The following is a 22,036-nucleotide window of genomic DNA, read 5'->3' on the forward strand; positions in this document are numbered from 1 at the left end:
GAGGTTTGGGAATCGAGATGAATTATTTACCCGTCCAATTCTGACTGATAAATTCGTCACGGCCAGATTTCTCACGGTCCTCTTTATAATGTTTTTCGTTTTTCTTGTGATAATCCTGATGATATTCCTCAGCAGGATAAAAAGTTTGGGCCGGAAGGATTTCCGTAACGATCGGTTTCTTGAATTTTCCGCTTGCACTTAGTCGCTCTTTGGATTCAAGAGCTAATTGGTACTGTGTCTCATTATGATAGAAAATGGCCGTCCGATATTGGCTTCCTCTGTCATGGAATTGTCCTCCATCATCGGTTGGGTCAATTTGCTGCCAATATAATTCAAGCAATCTCTCATAAGCAAAAACTTGAGGGTCGAACGTAATTTCAACAACTTCATAATGCCCCGTCGTCCCCGTTTTCAACTCCTCATAGGTAGGGTTTTCAACCTGTCCACCTGAATAACCAGAGATGATGCCTTCTATGCCTGGCAGTTCATCGAATGGTGTAACCATGCACCAAAAACAACCACCAGCAAATATTGCCTTTTCCATACCAATCGTCCCCCTTTACTCATCTAATGTAATAAAAACCAATATACCATAACCATTTGTTTTATGTAGTGGTTGCTGATTTCATAAGAAATAGGATAAGCCATATGGCCCATCCTATTTAATCTTTAGACCAGCCTTTTTCCTTGAACCGAACAATCGCTTCCACACGATTACTGACATCGAGTTTATCGAGAATGACCGAAATATAGTTCCGGACCGTCCCATTGGTAAGAAAAAGCTGGTTGGCAATTTCCTTTGTATTCTTTCCGTCCGCTATCAGCCCAAGCACTTGCGTTTCTCGTTCAGTCAATGGGTTCTCTTCTTCAAAGGCCATATCCACAAGCTCTGGGGCGTAGATGCGCCTTCCATCCATGATGACACGGATGGAATTGGCCAGTTCTTCACTTGGACTATCTTTAAGTAAATAGCCGCCCACTTCAGCTTTTCTGGCTCTTTCAAAATAACCGGGACGGGCAAATGTCGTCAAAATGATGACCTTACATTGGATTCCTTTATTCTTAATCTCTTCCGCAACATCCAGTCCGGTTTTCACTGGCATCTCTATATCCGTGACACAGATATCTGGTTGCAATCGATTTATGAGATTCATGGCTTCTTCTCCATCGCTGGCCTTTCCGACAACCTCCATATCCTCTTCCAAGTCGAGGATGGACCCAAGCGCTCCGAGTAACATCCGCTGGTCTTCAGCGATCACGATTCGAATCAAATTAATCCCACCTATTCATTTTTAATTGCATTCGGAACCTTTATATAAACGATGGTCCCGTTGTTTGATTCTATGTCCAGGCTTCCATTCACAAACTCCAGCCTTTCTTTCATACCTTGAAGTCCATTTCCTTTATAGAAATCCGAAGTTTGAGTAAGACCCACCCCATTATCTTCGACTTTAATCATTACGCCCGTCTTCAATTCTTCAATGGAAATTTTACATAGCGTGGCCTTACTATGCTTAACGATATTGGTCACGGCTTCTTTTATGCACATGCTCAAAACCGTTTCGACAAATAAGGGTGTTGCTCGTAAATCCGTAGAACCATCCAACTCAAAGCCTATTTGGGCAGCTTTCAAAATCTGCTTGACCCGAATGACTTCGTCGCTAAGCTTAGCCCCACGCATTTCCGACACCATTTCCCTCACTTCTTTTAACGCTGTCCTCGCCGTTTGACGTATATCCTTGATCTCTTTCTTAGCCGACTCAGGATTCAAATCAATCAACTTTCCAGCAAGGTCACTTTTCAATCCGATCAGTGAAAGCTTCTGCCCCAATGTATCATGCAAATCACGCGCGATACGCTGACGTTCCTCCATCTTCCCGAGTTCCGAAATTTGCTTATGGGCATCTTCGAGCTGTTCTTCTAGCTTATCCCGCTTATTTCGATTATACGTATTGAACGGGAGTAGAATCACACCCACTATACAAATGAGCATAAAGGGAAACTGTGAAAAGAATATGGGGTCTTTCATGATGAACCCAATATTGACGGACACGATGGTAGCCAATAGTTGAACCGAATATAAGACAAAAAAGCCTACCTTATTTTGAACATTGCCTACGAAGAACGCTAGAAAAAGAGAAAAGTAAATAAAACCGAAAAAGATGGTCATCGATATGGAAATGGCAATTTGTATCCCTGTCCAAACATATACGGCCCATCCCTTGGAGGCGAACGAAAATCCGTAGGAGATGAAAAATAAAATGATCATAATTATACCGAAGATGATTTCGGACATCGAGGATGATCTAAAAATGAAGTAAAAAGGAAGAATACAGAAAATGATCCAGACATACGGGCTTAATCCAGTATTCTTCGGAAAAATATGATACCAACTTTGCATAGCGTCCCTCTGTTCCTTTTCCTTCTAGTATATACTACGAAGTTTTGTCAAAAAACCATTCAATCGAAACTGAATGGTTTTTTGACGGGATATTTATTTTTCTTGTAAACTTGGTCGTTTAGAAGTCATTTCAACTTTAGTTTTCGTTGCATTCAAACGTTCCTTAATTTCTTTAAAGCTTACAAACGTTTTATTTTCTCCATCATATAAGCGGAAACGGAGAGATTTCAAACTTGAGCCGAGCGTGATCGTCGTAGCCTGTTGTAAGGGCAGCGTCGAATCATGGACTTTCTCCAGATTATAGTTCGGCACTCTAGGGCTTAAATGATGCACATGATGGAAACCGATGTTACCCGTTACCCATTGTAAAACCTTTGGAAGCTTATAATAAGAGCTTCCATCTATAGCTGCCTTCACATAATCCCAATCAGATTCTTCTTCAAAATAAGAATCTTCGAACTGATGTTGAACATAGAACAACCAGATGCCCAGTGAACCCGATACAAAAAGGATCGGTAATTGAATCATAAGGAATGCCTGCCAACCGATTGCCAAACATAATAGGCCGTATATCAACACGATAGCCGCGTTTGTAAGATACGTATTCATCCGTTCTTTTTTTCTTGCTCCCTTAACATTCAAACGATTGGTCACGAGGAATAGATAAAAAGGTCCTAATCCAAACATGACAATCGGATTCCGGTATAAACGGTAAGCAAGACGTCCCCAGAATGAAGCCGCAACATACTCATCAACCGTCATGACCCAAATGTCGCCTGTGCCACGTTTGTTCAGATTACTACTTGTTGCATGGTGAATCGAGTGACTGTGCTTCCATTGTTCATAAGGAAATAAAGTGACAATCCCACTAATCGTACCTAGGATATTATTCGCTTTCTTGCTTTTGAAAAAAGAGGAATGACAGCAATCATGGAAAATGATGAAAATCCTGATGACGAACCCTGAAGAAAGAATGGCGAATGCCAGTGTCAGCCAATAGGAAATGCTCAAACTCTGGTAAGCCAAGAACCAGAGTAGAAAAAATGGTGGAAATGTATTGATGATCTGCTTCACGCTTGATTTCGTATTCGACTTTTCAAAAGGCGCAACTTCTTTTCTTAACTGCTTTTGATCGTGTTTACTCATAGTTTCCTCCTTAAAATGTAAAAAATATGGAGTGTTTCAATAACGTCTATTCAATGGCATGAATCAACTTCTATATAGTAGTGATGAATGTTTTCTTTTCTATATTTCAATTATAGTTACATTCTTCAACCTACTGTAGTCATAAACGTCAATGAACTCATATGACATCTGTCATATACCCGTCTTACAGTCGCATTTAACCACCCTATTATTTCCTTTTTTTCTTGTTTTACGCATGAAATGGTGGAAATGACAAGAACCTACCTGATATTCCAGAAAAAAGCAGATTCACCTCGAACGGCCGAAACACATACTGGGAATCATCAATTTACTGACTTTGGATCATGAGCATTTCATCATAAACCAAGTTTTGTCTAAGCTCCGTTGCTGTTTTAGTGGATATTTGATCCTCTTCAACCATTTGCTGAATGATATCACGTTCGATCTGCATCGCATTCAATTGAAAACGACTGACCATCTCTTCGAAACGATTTACTTCTTTTTCACTTAGTGTTCCGAATGGATTCAAATAATGATTATATCTTTGAATGACCAGCATGACTTCATGACGGTTTTCTGGAGTAGTTTGTTGTTTGATTACCATCATCGCTTCTTTTTGTGCCTCTTTTTGTGCTTTACGGAACTCCCGGATCAGGTCCGCATTTTTATTAATAGAGTTCTCTAATTTGTTTTCCCACTTTTTATCCCATTTGACATTGATCTTGTTTTTGATAAAGAGGGTCTTCCAATTAATCCACGCTCTTTTCAGAGGTGATTTTTGCATATAGTTTAACGTTCTTGAAACATACACCTTATAAAGCTCAAAAGTTGTTTCGGAGATAGCCCCTTTTTGAACTAACCCAAAAACGACTTCCATTTCCTTGCTGGTCCCTAGCTTCATCAAATCCTGTATGGTCTTATTATCCGGCCTTTTCGTTATTCCACGTTCCAAATCTATCAATTGTTCATTTAAATCTTCCATTACTTGATGAATCGCTTTCTGATTATCCATGGTTGCCTCTTTACTCAGCAGTTGGATTGTCTTATTTAACACAATTTTATAAGCTTCTTCAGTAGTAAGACGTTCATCCTCAGATTCAGTCGGTTTCCTTATTAATATCGGTAAAAGAAATGTAGCCAAAAAGACGCTTAGCAAAATTACACAGGCCGCGATAAATAAGACTGTATTACGCATCGGGAACGCCGTGTCATCCGGCATTAAAGTTGGTATGGATAAAGCGGTAGCTAAAGTTATGGTACCATGTATGCCACAAACTGATGCCAAAAGGGCATATCGCGATTTTGACACATTCTTATCATCCACAACGTTATTATCTTCAGGATGAACCCTGGACATAATAAATTGTTCCAATGGATTCACTCTGTTTTTCGTGAAAGTATCATGAAGAATGTATACCCAAATAAAACGGATCACCAATAATAAAAGTACAATCAAGACGCTAATTCCAAAAAGAGTTCCCCTATTTAAGTTGGACTCAATTTCCTGATAAACACTCGGTATCATGAATCCTAATAAAGTAAATACAAGACCATTCAAAAGATAACCTAATACAGACCATGTATTCGTAGATATAATTTGCAACTTGGTTGTGGAACTCTGAAGGCGATCCCGCTCAATGCCATGTATGACTCCTGCGGTAACCACTGCTAAGATTCCAGAAACATGGAACTCTTCAGCAACCATATAAATCACAAATGGTGTAATCAGCTCAATAACAATGGACATAGGAATTTCCTCTAGTCCATGAACCCGTAGGAACAATCGCAATTTAACGATTAAATAGCCCAGAAGGAGACCTATAATAATCCCACCTAAAGACACAAATAAAAAATTAAGCGAAGCATCTTTTATAGAAAAGACGCCCGTCAATGCAGCTGCCAAAGCCACTTTAAAAGCAACGATTCCGGCTGCATCATTGAAAAGCGATTCTCCTTCAAGGATGGGCATCATGTTTCCGGGCAATTTCAAGCCTTTTGTAATGGATTGTACCGCTACTGCATCCGTTGGGGTAATGGTCGCTGCTAAGGCAAAAGCCACAGCCAAAGGCATATCTGGAATTAACCAGTGGATAAAAAAGCCACCTGCAAAAACAGTCACGAATACTAACCCAAATGCCAATAACAGAATCGGCTTACGCAACTCAAGCATTTCTTTCCGAGATGTGTTTTTTCCTTCTGTAAATAGGAGGGGAGCAATAATACAAATCATAAATAATTCAGAATGAAAGTCTAATGATAAGTGGAGCGGTAAAAATGAAATGACTGCCCCCATGGCTATCTGATATATAGGGAGCGGAATACGAGGCCATTTAGCATTTAAGATTGTAGCGACTATTGTGGAAACTAATAAGCCGAGCAAAGTGATTAAAAATGACATAGAATCCTCCTATCTTCTAATATTTTGTACGGTTGCCTCTAAAAAGGTAAAAAAGCAGAGATATTTTAAAGCGATATCACCACTTTTAAAAATCGTCCCTACTTATAATGTGTATATCTTTTAAAAGAAACTCTCGCATTAATCATGCATATTTTGTTGTATTAACGATAATTGATATACCCCTTAGTTATTCATTACAAACAGGTATGACAACTTTCAAGTTTCATTTTATTATCAACTGATTTTTCATTTGCAGCTAAAAGACGTCAAAATAAAACCCGAGTGGATCAGCAATCCACTCGGGTCTAATAACTTCTATTCATTTAGTTGAATCCGGTCAGGACAAGTATAAATATTCATCGAATCATTACGGATAAATCCGACGGTAGTGATTCCCAACCCTTCCGCTAGCTCCAACGCCAATTCAGTTGGTGCGGATTTAGAAAGGATCAACTCGCATCCGATCTTCGCCACTTTCAACAGTATCTCCGATGAAATGCGCCCACTGAATACAATCGCTTTTCCTTCTAAAGATATACCATTCTTCAAGCAATACCCATAGATCTTATCCAATGCATTATGGCGCCCGATATCCATTCGGCTTAATACAAGCCCATTCACATCACACAATGCCGCATTATGGACACCACCGGTTTGTTGGAACGTCACCGCGGACTGTTGCAGGTCCTTCATTAAGCGGAAGCAATCTTCCGGTGTTAGCCTTACCGTCATATTCTCCATCTTCTTGGCGGTCAGAGCATCGTTTACGAAGACGAAACCTTGTCTACTTCCTCCACAGCATGAAGTAATATAACGTTTATTCTGAAACTCTTGGTAATAAGGATTCAGCTTATCCGTTTTGACGTGAACATATCCTTCTTTTTCCTGAAACCAAATTTCTTTGATTTCTTCATATTTACGGATAATCCCTTCCGAGGCTAAATAACCGATGACCATATCTTCAATGTATTCCGGTGTACATACCATCGTCACGAACTCTTGCCCATTTATCTTCACTGTAACGGGAAATTCCGTCACAACCTTGTCTTCCGTCTGCTGGACTTCCCCTTTGCTAATGCGGATGATCCCCCGTTTTTTCTCTATCTCCTTCATGCCTTCACTCCTCATTATCTACACGAACTTCATGCCCCTTATATAAAACAGTAAAATGATATCAGTTCGATTTTAGTTTTCCTGCTATGTCCTGGTCAAATACAAACACAGAGATGGCTATATTTTCCTTCACTTTAATATCAGAAAACAAATGAACCAGGTTCGCACCGACCAACTCTTCCATTCCCTCTGGAGGAGCAACCGAATAAAGATCCTGAATCATTTTTGTCCTAGCTGAATGAACCATGTCTTTGCCCTCTTCCGTACTCGAAATGAATATTTCCGTCGGAGTCAAATTCCCATATAGCGTGGAAACAGCCATATTATCTACAAAAACCGTATGAATACGCTCTGGCCCTTTTCCGAATAGTTCTTTTCGGAGCTTTCGAATCATATCATTGAATTCATGGATTACTTTTGACATCTTGATTTCGCTCCTAACATATGATATTTCATCTAGTATTTCCTTATCATAAAGCAATAAGATTAAAAAAAAAAGTTTATTGAAAATAACTACTTTTCTCATACTGATTGTTTCTTTTTATAATTAAAGGTATAATACCTTTGTGAAAGTTGGTCACATAATAAGATTTGTTATGTTTCTATCTTTTATCCATCATTTATATAATGGTTTGGATTGGTATATTGGCAAGATTTGCTTTTAAACTTTTCCACCATGACTTACATCACTGTTCAGAGACAGAGGTGTAATCATGGTGGTTTTTTTCGTGTTTTTTGGTAATAAGAGGGGGAAAAATTATGAGCGATTCAATTACTATTAAAATCAATGGCTTGGATTATAAAGCAAAAACTGGATCGACAATCTTGGAAGTTATCAATGAAAATAAGATAGCCCATCCACAGGTTTGTTATGTTCCTGAAGTGGACCCGATTCAAACATGCGATACGTGTATCGTGGAAGTGAATGGGAAACTTGTTAGATCATGCTCGACAAAAGTCGATAGCAGCATGGATATCTCATTGGATTCAACAAGTGCAAAAGCAGCACAAAATGAAGCGATGGATCGTCTTCTTGAGAATCACCTATTATATTGCACAGTTTGTGACAATAATAACGGCAACTGTAAACTGCACAACACTGTAGAATTAATGGAAATCCCGCACCAAGACTTTACGCCTAAAACTACACCGGATTTGGCTGTGGACATGTCCCATCCATTCTACCGCTATGATGCGAACCAATGTATCGCTTGCGGACAATGCGTAGAGGTTTGTCAAAATCTACAGGTTAATGAAACGCTATCCATCGATTGGGAAGCAGAACGTCCACGTGTTATTTGGGATGAAGGAACTGAAATCAATAATTCATCATGTGTGGGTTGCGGACAATGTGTAACTATCTGTCCATGTAATGCGTTAATGGAGAAATCCATGCTTGGAGAGGCTGGCTTCATGACAGCCATGAAAGAAGATATTATGGAACCAATGATCGACCTAGTTAAAGATGTCGAGCCTGATTTCAGCGTAATTTTCCCTGTTTCTGATATAGAAGCAGCTATGCGTGATACACGTACGAAGAAAACGAAAACGGTTTGTACGTTCTGTGGTGTCGGCTGTTCATTCGAAGTTTGGACAAAAGGGCGCAAAATCCTTAAAGTTCAACCTACGCATGAAGGACCAGTTAATGCGATTTCCACTTGCGTTAAAGGGAAATTTGGTTGGGATTTCGTAAACTCTGAAAAACGTATCACTAAACCATTGATCCGTAAAAATGGTAGATTCGTTGAATCAAGCTGGGATGAAGCCCTTGACTTGGTTGCATCAAGACTTGGTTCAATCAAACAACAATACGGTGGCAATTCCGTAGGATTCATTTCTTCATCTAAAATCACGAATGAAGAAAACTATGTGATTCAGAAATTAGCACGTCAAATGTTCGAAACGAATAACGTCGACAACTGTTCTCGTTATTGTCAATCTCCTGCGACAGACGGATTATTCCGCACAGTCGGTATGGGTGGAGATGCTGGTACGATTAAAGATATCGCTGCAGCAGGACTTGTCATCATCGTCGGTGCAAATCCAGCCGAAGGACATCCTGTTCTAGCCACACGCGTAAAACGTGCACATAAGCTACACGGACAAAAACTGATCGTTGCCGATGTACGTAAAAACGAAATGGCTGAGCGTTCTGACATCCATATCAGTCCAAAACAAGGTACTGACCAAGTTTGGTTGATGGCCGTTACTAAATATATGATCGATCAAGGCTGGCATGATCAAGAATTCATCGATGAAAATGTTCACTTCTTTGACGATTATAAAGAGATACTAGAAAAATATACCCTTGATTATGCAGAGTTAAACACAGGAATTTCAAAAGAAACATTGATCCAAATTGCAGAAGCGATTCGCGATGCAGATGGTACTTGTATTCTTTGGGGAATGGGTGTTACACAAAACACTGGTGCTTCCGATACGTCGGCTGCCATCTCTAACCTTCTATTGGCTACAGGTAACTACCGTCGTCCAGGGGCTGGAGCTTATCCGCTTCGTGGCCATAATAACGTTCAAGGTGCTTGTGATATGGGAACTCTACCGAACTTCCTACCAGGATACCAACGTGTTACGGATGATGTTGCCCGTGCTAAATTCGAAGAAGCATATGGTGTCAAAATTGACAACAAACCAGGTATGCACAATATTGAAATGCTGGAAGCCATTGAAAAAGGCGACATGAAAGCGATGTACCTTGTCGGTGAAGATATGGCACTTGTTGATTCTGATGCAAACCATGTGGATAAAGTATTATCAAGCCTAGACTTCTTTGTTGTTCAAGATATCTTCCTTTCTAGAACAGCCCAATATGCAGACGTAGTATTACCGGGAGCTCCTTCTCTTGAAAAGGATGGAACATTCACGAATACAGAGCGCCGTGTCCAACGTCTATATAAAGCACTTCCTACTTTGGGAGATTCTAGAGCGGACTGGGAAATCACCCAAGAAATCGCTAACCGCTTAGGTGCAAATTGGAATTACACTCATCCTAGTGACATCTATGATGAAATGGCAAGCCTGTCACCTATTTTCAGCCAAGCCAATTACGAAGTACTTGAAGGCTGGAACAGCTTCCTATGGGGAAGTCATGATGGATCAAGCACACCGCTTCTTTATACGGATGGCTTCAACTTCCCTGATAAAAAAGCTCGCTTTGCTATAGCTGACTGGGTAGAACCACATAAATTCCCTGAAGAATTCGATCTTCATATCAATAATGGACGTATGCTTGAACATTTCCATGAAGGAAACATGACGAATAAATCAAACGGAATTCAATCTAAAGTTCCTGACATTTTCGTTGAAGTTTCTCCGGAGTTAGCCAAGGAACGTCAAGTGAGTGATGGCGGATTAGTTCGATTGGTATCACCATATGGTGCCGTCAAATTAAGAGTGCTTATTACAGACCGAGTGAAGAAAAATGAACTATTCCTTCCGATGAATTCAGTCGACAAGGATTCAGCCATCAACTTCCTGACTGGTCCTATATATGATCAACGTACAAGTACACCTGCTTATAAACAAACAAAGGTACGTATGGAAGTGCTTAAAGAAAGCGGAGAAATTCCATTGCCGGGATCTAACCCACGTAATAAAAAACGTCATCCTCAAAATGGTGTTGAGGTTCAACGTAAGTGGGCACGTCCGGGTTATGTACACTTAACTGATAAATAATAAGGAGGGTAAAGATCATGGCAGCTCCTATCACGGAAATCCATAATCCTATAACAGAGGAAGATATCAAGTTACAGAAAATCGAAGAACTAAAAATGCTAGTCACCGATAATGAAGAGGTGTTAAACAGTCTGTTTAACATCCTCGGTGAGCTGAACGACTCTGGCGTGCTTGATGCCGCCACTTCTATGCTTAGAGGAAAAGAACAAATAGCAAAAGTCGCTCTTGGACAAGTAACCAGAGAACCCGTAACCAACTTAATCAATACGCTTATGGGTGCAACTGGAGCCTTGATGAAGGCTGATACCGACCAAGTGACAAAGCTTCTTAGCAGCGCACTTGCCGGCATCGATGAAGGTAGCAAATTCATTGAGACCGATAAAAAAATCGGTGTGATGAGTTTAGTAAAAGTATTGAACGACCCCGACATTAATCGAGCAATTGGTTTCGGCGTCCATTTCTTAAAAGGAATGGGTAAAGAACTAAAATAGTAACAATAATTTAAACAGACTATCCCCAAGTCGAATGTAAACAATAAATAGAATGAAGGCTTAGAAGAGGCATCAGCCTCTTTTGAGTCTTTTTTAAAATAATAACTATAAAGGACGGATGAAATGCTAACAAAAGAAAACGTCATAGATGCCTTAAAACACGTTCAAGATCCGGAATTGAATAGAAGTATCGTTGAACTGAATATGGTTCGAAACATTAACATCATGGAGGGACATGTTTCACTAGAAGTAGTCCTAACCATTCAAGGATGCCCACTAAAAGCTAAGATTCAAGAAGATATCGAGAGCTCTTTAAGAAAAATCGGTGCTTTAAGTGTATCCTTGAAATTTGGTTCAATGACCAAAGAAGAACGGGAAACATTGACGAAAGTATTAAAAGGCAATGCGACGACCGAAACCGGTATGCCAAAGATGCTTGCTCCTGATTCAGGCGTGAAGTTCATTGCCATCACAAGTGGTAAAGGCGGCGTCGGTAAATCTACCGTGACAATCAATCTTGCGGTTGCACTAGCACGTCTAGGCAAGCGCGTCGGTATTCTGGATGCTGACATTTACGGATTCAGCGTTCCTGCAATGATGGGCATCACCCAAAAGCCGACGATGATTGACCAAACTGTCATCCCGGTTGAGAGCCATGGTGTGAAAGTCATGTCGATGGGCTTCTTTGCAGCCGATGATAACCCTGTAATGTGGCGCGGACCAATGCTGAACAAGTGGATCAAAAACTTCCTTGTGAACACGCACTGGGGAGAATTAGATTACATGTTGCTTGACTTACCTCCTGGTACAGGTGACGTAGCGATCGATGTTGCTGCCATGATTCCACAAGGTAAAGAAATCATCGTAACTACACCACATAATGTCGCCTCTTTTGTTGCGTCAAGAGCAGGTGCAATGGCCAAGCATACGAAACACGAAATCGTCGGTATAATCGAAAACATGGCTTACTTTGAAGAACAAGATGGATCGAAGAACTACCTGTTCGGAAAAGGCGGCGGAGAAATGCTTGCGAAACGTCTTGGAACAGAAGTGATCGCGACCATCCCATTCTCGAACCGTAAAGAAAACAACGACGCCAACGTTTTTGATGAAGAATCCTACATTGGTGAAACTTTCGCATCATTAGCGGAAGACTTAGTTAATCAATCCTAATAGGTAGAGGCTGGCTCAATTGGAGTCAGCCTCTTTTTCATATTCGAAAGGCAACCTATACACTTTCCCCTTATTCATCCCCTCACTGACAAGATTCATGGAACGCAAAATTCTCGTCGCACTAGCAGAAGATGAAATACGTAAAAACTCCCTTAATTGTCGATTCGTTATCGTGGGACCGAGTAGGAAATAATAATCTTTTAACGCTCGAATATGTCCGTCTTTACTCTCGTGCTCACACCTGGAGCATTTCCATTCCCTACGCTGCTTCAATAATGGAGACATCAAACACTTCTCACAGATGACTCCTTTTATAAGGTCCTCCATGGAAAGATTGAACCGTTCGAGAACGGAAGCATCCGCTTCAATATGATGCTTATTGATGATTTTGATGATTTTTTTCAATTCTTTATCACTGAGACTTGGTTGGTTGATGGATTTTTCGATTTGGTGGATTTTAAAAGGTAGGGTATCACGATGGATGACTTTGTAATGAAGATTTCGGTTTTCAGGATTTGCGCGGATAATTGTTTGGGGATTACTAATTACGACCAGAGAGTAAATTGGGGGTTCTGTCAGCCCATGTTTCATAAGCCAACTCTTCAATTGTGATTCATGACGCTCAATTTGAATCAGGGGATCTGGAAACCCCATCTCTTTTCCGTCTTTCGTCCGTATGAGCTGATTAAAAGTGGAATCGAAATAGAGGGAACCTGCTATATTCTTCACTTCGATGATGAGGATGAATTTTCTGGATAGTAATAACGTATCAATTTGGAAAAAACGAGTTTGATCCTGTAACCTGATATCATGGAATATGAAATACTCCTTCGTTTCAAGAAAACTCAAAGGAAAATCGATAGCGCACTCTCCCCTATAGCCAGCTTCCTTTTTACTAAGTTCACTCATAATAAAGAGGATTTTCGGATGGGCTGGTGGAAGCCTGCGCAACAAAGCCTGTAATTTCAGGATAGAAAGCGGGATTTTACGTTCCTTTATAATCATTTGATCACTCCAATCTTGTTATTCTCTCCATAAATTCTATGGCAGAACGTGATATTCCTTTAAACTCTTGATTTATATCCTCCGAATGAGTTTTATCTTCGCTTTTCGAATACTTATCTTCGCAAACGGGATTTTATCTTCGGTAATTGCTCTTTTATCTTCCCATTTATCTGATATATCGATTTTTCGACAATATCAGATAAATTTCATTAAGGACTTGCTGATATTACAGTCCGTCCTTTGACGTTTTATCTTCAAACTTTGGATTCTAATTGTGAAAGTGTTATATCAACCAAATTAAGGACTTTATCTTCCCTTTCCGAATATTTATCTTCACAAACAGGATTTTATCTTCGCAATTGCATATTATATCGATTTTTCGACAAAAAAAGGACCAGCGCCCAGGCAAGTCCATCAATCTATATTATCTGCAATCGCACGTCCAGCCTGTCGCCCCGAGAATAGGCACCCACCCAGAAATGTCCCTTCCATGGAGCGATAGCCATGGACACCGCCACCTCCGAATCCGGATACTTCCCCCGCGGCATAAAGTCCTGGCACTGGCTCTCCTATTGCGTTAAGGACTCGACCAGATAAATCCGTCTGCAATCCTCCCAGCGTCTTTCTACTGACTATATGTAACCGTACAGCAATCAGCGGGCCCTTTTTGGGGTCCAGAATTTTATGGGGAGAAGCCACCCTCACAAATCGATCACCGATATAACTTCGCGCCCCACGCATGGCCGTGATCTGCAGGTCTTTCGTGAATGTGTTGTCAATCTCCCGGTCCCTCGCTAAAATTTGCCTTTCAATCTCTTCAGCACTCAGTAAGTTCTCCCCAGTAATCTTATTCATCCCGTCTACTAGTTCCGATACTGTACCTGCAATGACAAAGTCCTCACCCTTATCCATAAAAGCTTGTACGGGAGCTGGAGCACCGGGCAGTACACGAGATAGAACCTTTCGAATGCTCTTCCCCGTCAAATCGGGGTTTTGTTCAGAACCTGACAATGCAAACTCCTTTTCAATGATTTTCTGCGTCAAGATGAACCAGGAATAATCATATCCGGTCTTCTGGATCGCCTCAAGCGTCCCCAGCGTATCAAACCCAGGAAAATTCGGGGCTGGAAATCGTCGTCCTTTTGCATCCAGCCAAAGCGACGACGGACCTGGGAGAATGCGAATCCCATGCTTATCCCAAACCGGGTCCCAGTTTTTGATTCCTTCCGTATAGTGCCACATCCGGTCGCGGTTGACGATCCTCCCACCCGCTTTTTCCGTGATGGCCAGCATCCTTCCGTCCACATGCTCCGGTACACCGGAAATCATCGTCTTCGGTGCTTTCCCAAGTCGAGCTGGCCAGTTTGTTCTAATCAAATCATGATTGGCACCAATTCCACCGCTTGTGACAAGGACAGCCTTCGAATGAAATGTAAAATCCCCGACCACTTCCCGGGAACTCGCCTCACCTCGGCCTGCCGAGCTTGGAACGAGTATCGATCCTCCCACCCCGATTACCGCCTCATTTTCCGTCATCAATTCATTGACCCGATGGCGGGGTCGATAGTCGACAAGCCCCTTTTCCATTGCCCTGCGAACTCTCTCTTCAAACGGTTTAACGATGCCAGGCCCTGTCCCCCATACGATATGAAACCGCGGAACCGAATTGCCATGGCCTTCAGCCAGATAGCCACCACGCTCAGCCCAGCCGACTACCGGAAAAAAGCGTATACCCTGGGCAGATAACCATTCCCTTTTTTCCCCGGCAGCGAAGTCGACATACGCCTCCGCCCATTTCTTGCCCCAATAATCTTCGTCCTCTTCCCTATCAAAACCAGCGGTCCCCAACCAGTCCTGCCAAGCAAGTTCCTTAGAGTCCCTGATTCCAAGCCTACGCTGCTCAGGTGAATCCACAAGGAATAAACCACCAAAAGACCACCATGCCTGCCCACCCATAGACGCTTCAGGTTCTTGATCCAAAAGTAGAACCCGCTTCCCGGCATCAGCTAGCTCCGCCGTGGCCACTAACCCTGCAAGACCAGCTCCGACAACGATTACGTCCATTTCCATTTATATTCCCCCGATTTAAATCAAAGACTATGTATCCGTTTATAATATTATTACTTAAGTCCCTATATTCCCTGCTTAAGTCTCGATTTCCTTCTTACACATAAAAAAGCACCTAACTGTCTGACAATTAAGCTTCCCATTTGAACTTTACGGCAATTAGATTCCTTCACATTCCTATACTGGATATACATGATTTAAGAATCTTCCCCTTATAAATGAATATATATCAAAATTGAATGGGTATTTTTTTAATAAGGGGGGCATCCGTATGAATGATGGTTTTGAAAAGACAGCCAGATTTGAACATTCTTTTTGGCTTCAAATCTTAGGTGATCATTCTAGATTTATTTATGAAGCTTTAGCACCTGTTCAAAAGGAGGAAATTGAAAAAGCTTCCATATTTATTCGGAGATTTGATAAACTTCTGGATGATGTCAAATCAAATGATCTCATGCAATTAACGGCAAAAGCTGAAGTAGAGGCCATCAAACTTCGGGAATTTAAATTAGATTTATTAAGAAAACATCTTATCGGGAAAATCAAGATTCACCTTGCCCCCACCTTTATTAATCATATGATAAATGAATTAGAAGAATATCTACGAATTTTAAACTATTTAAAAGAAGGGCAAGTTCCCCCTATTTATCATGAACTACATCATCATCTTGTATGGTTATTAGATGCTGCCGGTCATTCAGATACGATTTCATCCAATTTAGACAGTGTTGAAAAGAGATTAAGAGAGAAAAGTGATTCATTCACGAAGCATTTTGAGGATTTTTACTTAAAAGCTGTTGAAATGGCAGGCTATTTAAGAACGAATGTAACTGAGTTTCCCGCTTTGGTAAAATTCAATTCAGACACCCAGTTAGAAATAAAATTATTTCAGGGGTTTTTACAAGAAATCGAAGAGCTGGAGCTAAGTAATCAAGCATTAGGGACATTTGCCCCGTTAATGGCGGACCATATGTTACGTGAAGAATGTTACTATCTAATGAAGTTAAGTGAATCGGCAAATCTTGATACACCAAACTGTGATCCTACTAAACCTCGGATTAAAGAGTGAAAATAATATTCTAATGAAAAGTGCTGAGGAAGAAGGATATCCCCAGCACTTTATTAATATGGTTTGCATGCTTCATTCGACAAACTAACCCAAGCACTCTATGGCGCTTGGGTTTTTTACTAACAAATTTATTTTAGGGGTAATATTAAGGACAAAATAAAAAACCACCAATATATGTATTGGTGGAGACGGTGGGAGTCGAACCCACGTCCAGACATAACGGCACTTAAGCTTCTACGAGTGTAGTCGATATATTCGCGTTTCGCGAACTCATTAGCCTATCGACAGGCGGCAGAGCAGCTAGTCTGATTGGTCTCTTCCTTCATCCTCAGACGGTGGATTCCGGCGTATCCCACTTAGAGTGAGTCCCTTACCCTACCACGTGGGCCATGGAGGGAGGAACAGCTTAACGTCTGTTGTTACGCAGCGAAAGCTAGGTTGTTGTTTTGTTTGCCAGTTATAGGCGTTGACGTTTTAACGAGGCCGATCCCCTCGACTCGCAACTTAAGCTCGAACTATCCCTGTCGAATCCGTAACGTCCCCATGATAAGAATGGAGCGTACGAGAAAAGAATAGTCAGCAAGTTGGCTGATATTCAGTTGTCATCGGTACAGGTTTAATTATAACAGATTGAATCAAAAAATCAATTGTAAGGTCTTGGTAACCCTACATCTTTTGACGATCGCGGAAAGCACGCTCGATATCACGTTTTGCTTCTTTCTTCTTCAGGTCATCACGCTTGTCATATTGTTTCTTCCCTTTACCCAACCCGATTAAAACCTTGGCGAAGCCATTTTTCAAATACATTTTCAATGGGACGATGGTGTAACCCGTTTCCTTCGTCTCACCGATCAGTTTATTGATTTCCTTCTTGTGTAAAAGAAGCTTCCTTGTCCGCAAAGGATCATGGTTAAACTGGTTCCCCTGCTCATAAGGGCTGATATGCATATTGTAAAGGTAGATTTCGCCGTTTTCTATCTTGGCAAAGGCATCCTTCAAATTCAGCCGTGCTGCACGGATGGCCTTGATTTCGGTCCCTTTTAATACGATACCCGCTTCAAATGTTTGTTCGATAAAAAAATCATGGTACGCTTTTTTATTTTGCGCTAATTGCTTTCCTGAGCCTTTTGGCATCTAACTCTCCCCTTTTATCCAATCGGAGAGAGGATGACTGGATCATCCTCTCTTCCGTTTTATCTCTTTTTAGGTTTTCTTTTACGCTTCGCTGCCGGCGCATTTTCAAAGAACTTTTTCTTCTTTTTCGGCTTTTTGTCAGAAGACGCTCCACCGTTTCGGGTGTCACCACTACGGCCGCCTTTGCGTTCCGATCCTCTTGAATCTCCGCCTTTGCGCTTTCGGCCGCCTGGACCTGAATTGGCCTTGAAGATTTTCTTCTCGCCTGAAGGACGCGGACGGCTTACTTTCATGCCGATGATTTCAAAATCAATCGCCCGTTCTTCTTTATTGACGTTGGATACCCGAATGTCGATTTCGTCGCCAATCCGGAACACTTTTCCTGTCCGTTCCCCGATCATTGCAAGCTGACGCTCATCAAAGCGGTAGTAATCGTCTGTCATGAAGCTGACATGGACAAGCCCTTCGATGGTGTTCGGCAACTCGACAAACATTCCGAAGTTCGTAACGGAGCCGATGATCCCTGTATATTCTTCTCCGATTTTATCAAGCATATATTCTGCTTTCTTTAAATCATCCGTTTCTCGTTCCGCGTCAACGGAGCGACGTTCGCGTTTCGATGTATGGTCCGCGATATCCGGTAAAATGGCATTCCACTTCTCTTTAGTCGCTTCATCAAGTTTCCCTTCAATCAAATACGTCCGAATTAAACGGTGGACGATCAAATCTGGGTAACGACGGATCGGTGATGTGAAATGAGTGTAAAACTCGGCCGATAGACCAAAGTGACCCAGGCTTTCCGGATCATATTTCGCTTGTTGCATGGAACGGAGCATGACGGTCGAGATGACCGTTTCTTCCGGCTTACCAGCAACGGCTTCGATGATGTCCTGCAAGGCCTTTGGATGTACATCATTGGCAGATCCACGGACGATATATCCGAAGTTCGTGATGAATTCAAAGAAACGTTGTAACTTTTCCGGTTTCGGATCTTCATGAATACGGTAAATGAATGGCACATCAAGACGGTTGAAATGTTCAGCAACAGTTTCATTAGCAGCAAGCATGAATTCTTCAATCAATTTCTCTGCAACTGATCTTTCACGTAAAACTACATCCGTCGGGTGGCCTTCTTCATCAACGATCACTCTGGCCTCATTGAAATCAAAGTCGATGGCCCCGCGATTCATCCGTTTTTTACGAAGGATGGCAGCCAATTGTTCCATATTCTGAAACATTGGAACAAGGGATTCATAGCGTTCCATTTGTTCTTCGTCTTTTTCGACAAGAATCTTGTTCACATTTCCATATGTCATCCGTTCCGTCGTTTTAATGACACTATCGAAAATATCATGTGAAACGACTTCCCCATCCGGTGTGATTTCCATTTCACACGATAACGTGAAGCGATCGACCTGCGGATTCAATGAACAAATCCCATTCGATAGACGGTGCGGGATCATAGGAATGACCCGGTCAACCAAATACACGCTCGTCCCTCTTTCAAGAGCTTCCTTATCAATCGGTGAACCTTCTGTCACATAATGGCTGACATCGGCAATATGTACGCCAAGCTTATAGTTGCCGTTTTCGAGTTTAGTAACCCCAACAGCATCATCCAAGTCCTTCGCGTCTGCTCCATCAATCGTAACCAATACTTCATTTCGTAGATCCCGGCGGTTTCCAATTTCGGATTCTTTAATGGTATCTGAAACGGCATTAGCCTGCTCCATCACATCTTCAGGAAATTCCATTGGAAGGCCATATTTATGGATGACGGATAGAATGTCTACACCTGGATCATTTTTATGACCGAGGATTTCAATGACTTCCCCCTCCGCACTGACGCGTCCTTCCGGATAAGAGGTAAGCTTGACGACAACTTTATGCCCTTCCACCGCTCCATGGGAAGCATGCTGGGGGATGAAGATATCATTGGCGATTTTCTTATCATCTGGAATGACAAATCCGAAACTTTTGCTTTCAGAATATGTACCGACCACTTGTTTGATCCCACGTTCAAGGATCCTGATGACTGTACCTTCCTGTCTTGAACCAGATGTTTCCGAAGAAACCCGGACCATGACAATATCTCCATGCATCGCTGTTCCTGTTTCATTCGGCGGGATGAAAATATCATCCATTCCCGGATTATCCTCCGGCGTCACAAAGGCAAATCCCTTTGCATGTCCGGTTAACTTACCTCGGAATAGATTCATTTTTTGAGGCAGGCCATAACGATTGCTTCTCGTCCTGACCACCAATCCCTTTTCTTCCATCTTAACTAGTGCCTTCACGAAATTCTTGAAGTCCGCCGAGTCTTCGATTTTAAGGGCCTCTTCCAATTCTTGTACCGTAAGTGGCTTATATGCTTCATCTTTCATGTATGTCAGAAGCTTATTTATATGTTCTTGAATATTATCTTCCATAAAAACCCTCCTATTCAGGGTATGATTAATTTATTATTCGGACCAATCCAGGCTTTCTAAAAATTCTAATACATCTTCATGCAGCTGTTCACGCTCTTTATCAAGGGTGATGACATGGCCGGACTCTTCATACCATTTGATTTGCTTAACGGGCGACTCGACAGCTTCATAAATAATATCGGCACTTTTTGAATTGATAACATCATCATGTCGACCCTGCACGACAAAAGTCGGTGCGTAGATATGATCTACGTGCTCACGTACATCCGTTATCAATTCTTGAAGAGCTTTTAATGTACGCATGGGTTTATCAGCAAAGCGGCCCATTTCCTCTTCGATTTGATCTTGTTCTTTTCCCTCGTACTTTTTAAATTCTCTAGCGTAGTCCAATACTCCTTTATACATCGCTTCTTCACTTTTGATATACATAGGCGCACACATTGATACGATACCCTTTATAGGTACAGTGTAACCTAATTTGAGAGAAAATACGCCTCCTAATGACAGTCCGGCAACAGCAATTTCCGTATGGCCTTTTTCTTTTAGAAAATCATAGGCCATCATCACATCTTTCCACCAGTCAGAAGGACCCGTTTCCACCAATTCTTCAGGTGGGACACCATGTCCTTTATAGTGCGGCGCATGGCAGGTATATCCTCTCTTTTCGAGATATCGTCCAAGCATTCGTACATCGGCGGAATTACCCGTAAATCCATGTAAAAGTAAGACCGCCCTTTTTCCACCTTCAAAGGTAAAGGGCTTTTGCAGCTTCATTTTCATATGTAATAGGCTCCTTTAACTGTAACTGTCATATCTACTTGTTTTATAATTTCTAAATTAACTATAGCTATTCCTGCAACTATTGTGCAAAGAAAAAAGCCTAGCTATTTAGCTAGACTCATTTTTTGATCCATTACACATCAAAGTACGCAACAAGTAAAGTTAAAGCAAAGAATAAAACAGCTAATACGATAGTTGCCCGATGAAGAACAAGGTCTAAGCCGCGTGCTTTTTGCTTTCCGAATAACTGCTCAGCACCGCCAGCAATCGCACCTGATAAACCTGCACTTTTTCCTGATTGAAGCAATACCGTCACGATAAGCGCGATACTGACAATCACCAAAAGCGTTATGAGTAATGCATGCATGCAATTACACCTCCTGAAGAACCAATAAACAATTACCTTAACTTTACCACACCCATAAGGTATCCACAATCATTGTTATGGAATAATGGAAAGAATTCCTAGACTTCATAGTCATTGTTTTCTTTTTGAATCAAAATTTGAGATAATTCACTTAAAAGAGAAGAAAGAGGTGTTCCTATGTTTAAGCCCATACTCCGGATTCTTGATATACTGACCATCCTATTCTCCGCGGTAGCCGGTTACTCCCTTTGGGCAAACGGCAGTAATTTAATAAGTGTCCTGTTAATCATTCTCTCACCACTTCTACTGCTTCTAGCCAAGTATCATGGAAACCGATATTTATTATTTACTGCATATATCACGACAACCATTTATTTTACTGCTATTATTTATAATGGACTTTCAGATAGCAGCATCGACTTTTTCCAATCGGGCATCAGCGTCTTATTACTAGGATTAGCGGCCTTTTTATTGAGTATCATAGCCGCCGTCATAGGGTTTGGTACGAATACGCTTACCATTCTCTGGCTCGCTTTACATGCGCTTGTCAGCTTTGAAACAGTTACGATGAACAGTGCTTCCGGGTTCCTTTCCCACTTTTGGACAACCCCCGTGGTCGAAGCCGCCATCCGTAATGATTTTCCTTTCTTATTGATGATCATCTGGATTGGCTTGTTTCTAGATAAATACCAGCGGGAGTTAACAAGGGACTATTTATCCCGATAATATTCTTAGAACCTTATTTTTTTGGAAATCTTATTTATACCAAG

At 41.4% G+C, this 22,036-nt stretch carries 18 protein-coding genes and 1 other RNA gene; 5 read left to right on the top strand and 14 right to left on the bottom strand.

The window, feature by feature from the left end:
* Positions 1–22 precede the first annotated feature (22 nt).
* From msrA to ACIQXQ_RS01075, 7 genes are all read right to left on the bottom strand, one after another.
* Positions 23–544: a peptide-methionine (S)-S-oxide reductase MsrA gene (gene msrA, locus ACIQXQ_RS01045; protein WP_402954450.1), complete on the bottom strand. Its 522-nt coding sequence runs from the start codon at positions 542–544 to the stop codon at positions 23–25.
* 118 nt (positions 545–662) lie between these two features.
* A complete protein-coding gene (locus ACIQXQ_RS01050; RefSeq protein WP_402870835.1) occupies positions 663–1,271 on the bottom strand; it encodes a response regulator in 609 nt (202 codons plus the stop codon).
* Between the two features lie 11 nt (positions 1,272–1,282).
* Entirely contained in the window at positions 1,283–2,401 is a 1,119-nt protein-coding gene (locus ACIQXQ_RS01055) for a sensor histidine kinase (RefSeq protein WP_402954453.1), read from the bottom strand.
* A gap of 93 nt (positions 2,402–2,494) precedes the next feature.
* Positions 2,495–3,547: a Delta(5) desaturase DesA gene (gene desA / locus ACIQXQ_RS01060; RefSeq protein ID WP_402870829.1), complete on the bottom strand. Its 1,053-nt coding sequence runs from the start codon at positions 3,545–3,547 to the stop codon at positions 2,495–2,497.
* A gap of 328 nt (positions 3,548–3,875) precedes the next feature.
* The gene (locus ACIQXQ_RS01065; RefSeq protein WP_402954456.1) at positions 3,876–5,945 is read right to left on the bottom strand and encodes a Na+/H+ antiporter; all 2,070 of its coding nucleotides are present in this window, start codon (positions 5,943–5,945) and stop codon (positions 3,876–3,878) included.
* Positions 5,946–6,260: 315 nt separating this feature from the next.
* The gene (gene fdhD, locus ACIQXQ_RS01070) at positions 6,261–7,058 is read right to left on the bottom strand and encodes a formate dehydrogenase accessory sulfurtransferase FdhD (protein ID WP_402954459.1); all 798 of its coding nucleotides are present in this window, start codon (positions 7,056–7,058) and stop codon (positions 6,261–6,263) included.
* 61 nt (positions 7,059–7,119) lie between these two features.
* Positions 7,120–7,482 (bottom strand): Na-translocating system protein MpsC family protein, encoded by a 363-nt coding sequence (locus tag ACIQXQ_RS01075; protein ID WP_402870818.1) that lies wholly within the window; start codon positions 7,480–7,482, stop codon positions 7,120–7,122.
* 335 nt (positions 7,483–7,817) lie between these two features.
* Between ACIQXQ_RS01075 and fdhF the strand changes: the two genes are divergently transcribed.
* From fdhF to ACIQXQ_RS01090, 3 genes are all read left to right on the top strand, one after another.
* Positions 7,818–10,751 (top strand): formate dehydrogenase subunit alpha, encoded by a 2,934-nt coding sequence (gene fdhF, locus ACIQXQ_RS01080; protein ID WP_402870815.1) that lies wholly within the window; start codon positions 7,818–7,820, stop codon positions 10,749–10,751.
* Positions 10,752–10,768: 17 nt separating this feature from the next.
* Positions 10,769–11,242, top strand: coding sequence for a helical membrane plugin domain-containing protein (locus ACIQXQ_RS01085; RefSeq protein ID WP_402870812.1), 474 nt, complete (start codon positions 10,769–10,771; stop codon positions 11,240–11,242).
* A 123-nt stretch (positions 11,243–11,365) separates the two neighbouring features.
* Entirely contained in the window at positions 11,366–12,415 is a 1,050-nt protein-coding gene (locus ACIQXQ_RS01090; RefSeq protein ID WP_402954463.1) for an Mrp/NBP35 family ATP-binding protein, read from the top strand.
* Between the two features lie 15 nt (positions 12,416–12,430).
* Here ACIQXQ_RS01090 and ACIQXQ_RS01095 read toward each other — a convergent pair whose 3' ends face one another.
* Positions 12,431–13,420 (bottom strand): nuclease-related domain-containing protein, encoded by a 990-nt coding sequence (locus ACIQXQ_RS01095; RefSeq protein WP_402954466.1) that lies wholly within the window; start codon positions 13,418–13,420, stop codon positions 12,431–12,433.
* Positions 13,421–13,834: 414 nt separating this feature from the next.
* On the bottom strand, positions 13,835–15,490 hold the full coding sequence (locus ACIQXQ_RS01100; protein ID WP_402954469.1) for an FAD-binding dehydrogenase: 1,656 nt from the start codon (positions 15,488–15,490) through the stop codon (positions 13,835–13,837).
* Between the two features lie 268 nt (positions 15,491–15,758).
* Between ACIQXQ_RS01100 and ACIQXQ_RS01105 the strand changes: the two genes are divergently transcribed.
* Positions 15,759–16,556 (top strand): DUF2935 domain-containing protein, encoded by a 798-nt coding sequence (locus ACIQXQ_RS01105; RefSeq protein ID WP_402954472.1) that lies wholly within the window; start codon positions 15,759–15,761, stop codon positions 16,554–16,556.
* 180 nt (positions 16,557–16,736) lie between these two features.
* Here ACIQXQ_RS01105 and ssrA read toward each other — a convergent pair.
* The 5 genes from ssrA to secG all read right to left on the bottom strand — a co-directional run bounded on the left by ssrA (position 16,737) and on the right by secG (position 21,266).
* Positions 16,737–17,099: a transfer-messenger RNA gene (gene ssrA / locus ACIQXQ_RS01110) on the bottom strand.
* A 123-nt stretch (positions 17,100–17,222) separates the two neighbouring features.
* The gene (smpB, locus tag ACIQXQ_RS01115) at positions 17,223–17,690 is read right to left on the bottom strand and encodes an SsrA-binding protein SmpB (RefSeq protein WP_402870780.1); all 468 of its coding nucleotides are present in this window, start codon (positions 17,688–17,690) and stop codon (positions 17,223–17,225) included.
* 59 nt (positions 17,691–17,749) lie between these two features.
* Complete coding sequence (gene rnr, locus ACIQXQ_RS01120; RefSeq protein WP_402954475.1) at positions 17,750–20,119, bottom strand: ribonuclease R; 2,370 nt, start codon at positions 20,117–20,119, stop codon at positions 17,750–17,752.
* A gap of 33 nt (positions 20,120–20,152) precedes the next feature.
* The gene (locus ACIQXQ_RS01125; RefSeq protein ID WP_402954478.1) at positions 20,153–20,899 is read right to left on the bottom strand and encodes an alpha/beta hydrolase; all 747 of its coding nucleotides are present in this window, start codon (positions 20,897–20,899) and stop codon (positions 20,153–20,155) included.
* 133 nt (positions 20,900–21,032) lie between these two features.
* Positions 21,033–21,266: a preprotein translocase subunit SecG gene (gene secG, locus ACIQXQ_RS01130; protein WP_402870772.1), complete on the bottom strand. Its 234-nt coding sequence runs from the start codon at positions 21,264–21,266 to the stop codon at positions 21,033–21,035.
* Positions 21,267–21,443: 177 nt separating this feature from the next.
* Here secG and ACIQXQ_RS01135 point away from each other — a divergent pair, with 177 nt between their 5' ends.
* Positions 21,444–21,992, top strand: coding sequence for a hypothetical protein (locus ACIQXQ_RS01135; RefSeq protein WP_402954481.1), 549 nt, complete (start codon positions 21,444–21,446; stop codon positions 21,990–21,992).
* Positions 21,993–22,036: the final 44 nt, after the last annotated feature.

This window comes from Peribacillus sp. NPDC097198 (genome assembly GCF_044762055.1).
In the GTDB taxonomy this organism is placed as follows: domain Bacteria; phylum Bacillota; class Bacilli; order Bacillales; family DSM-1321; genus Peribacillus.

What these genes read in the sequence shown, in the direction of transcription:
- msrA (WP_402954450.1), bottom strand. Translation starts at nt 544, where the DNA reads ATGGAAAAGGCAATATTTGCTGGTGGTTGTTTTTGGTGCATGGTTACA.
- ACIQXQ_RS01055 (WP_402954453.1), bottom strand. Translation starts at nt 2,401, where the DNA reads ATGCAAAGTTGGTATCATATTTTTCCGAAGAATACTGGATTAAGCCCG.
- desA (WP_402870829.1), bottom strand. Translation starts at nt 3,547, where the DNA reads ATGAGTAAACACGATCAAAAGCAGTTAAGAAAAGAAGTTGCGCCTTTT.
- ACIQXQ_RS01065 (WP_402954456.1), bottom strand. Translation starts at nt 5,945, where the DNA reads ATGTCATTTTTAATCACTTTGCTCGGCTTATTAGTTTCCACAATAGTC.
- fdhD (WP_402954459.1), bottom strand. Translation starts at nt 7,058, where the DNA reads ATGAAGGAGATAGAGAAAAAACGGGGGATCATCCGCATTAGCAAAGGG.
- ACIQXQ_RS01075 (WP_402870818.1), bottom strand. Translation starts at nt 7,482, where the DNA reads ATGTCAAAAGTAATCCATGAATTCAATGATATGATTCGAAAGCTCCGA.
- fdhF (WP_402870815.1), top strand. Translation starts at nt 7,818, where the DNA reads ATGAGCGATTCAATTACTATTAAAATCAATGGCTTGGATTATAAAGCA.
- ACIQXQ_RS01085 (WP_402870812.1), top strand. Translation starts at nt 10,769, where the DNA reads ATGGCAGCTCCTATCACGGAAATCCATAATCCTATAACAGAGGAAGAT.
- ACIQXQ_RS01090 (WP_402954463.1), top strand. Translation starts at nt 11,366, where the DNA reads ATGCTAACAAAAGAAAACGTCATAGATGCCTTAAAACACGTTCAAGAT.
- ACIQXQ_RS01095 (WP_402954466.1), bottom strand. Translation starts at nt 13,420, where the DNA reads ATGATTATAAAGGAACGTAAAATCCCGCTTTCTATCCTGAAATTACAG.
- ACIQXQ_RS01100 (WP_402954469.1), bottom strand. Translation starts at nt 15,490, where the DNA reads ATGGAAATGGACGTAATCGTTGTCGGAGCTGGTCTTGCAGGGTTAGTG.
- ACIQXQ_RS01105 (WP_402954472.1), top strand. Translation starts at nt 15,759, where the DNA reads ATGAATGATGGTTTTGAAAAGACAGCCAGATTTGAACATTCTTTTTGG.
- smpB (WP_402870780.1), bottom strand. Translation starts at nt 17,690, where the DNA reads ATGCCAAAAGGCTCAGGAAAGCAATTAGCGCAAAATAAAAAAGCGTAC.
- rnr (WP_402954475.1), bottom strand. Translation starts at nt 20,119, where the DNA reads ATGGAAGATAATATTCAAGAACATATAAATAAGCTTCTGACATACATG.
- ACIQXQ_RS01125 (WP_402954478.1), bottom strand. Translation starts at nt 20,899, where the DNA reads ATGAAAATGAAGCTGCAAAAGCCCTTTACCTTTGAAGGTGGAAAAAGG.
- secG (WP_402870772.1), bottom strand. Translation starts at nt 21,266, where the DNA reads ATGCATGCATTACTCATAACGCTTTTGGTGATTGTCAGTATCGCGCTT.
- ACIQXQ_RS01135 (WP_402954481.1), top strand. Translation starts at nt 21,444, where the DNA reads ATGTTTAAGCCCATACTCCGGATTCTTGATATACTGACCATCCTATTC.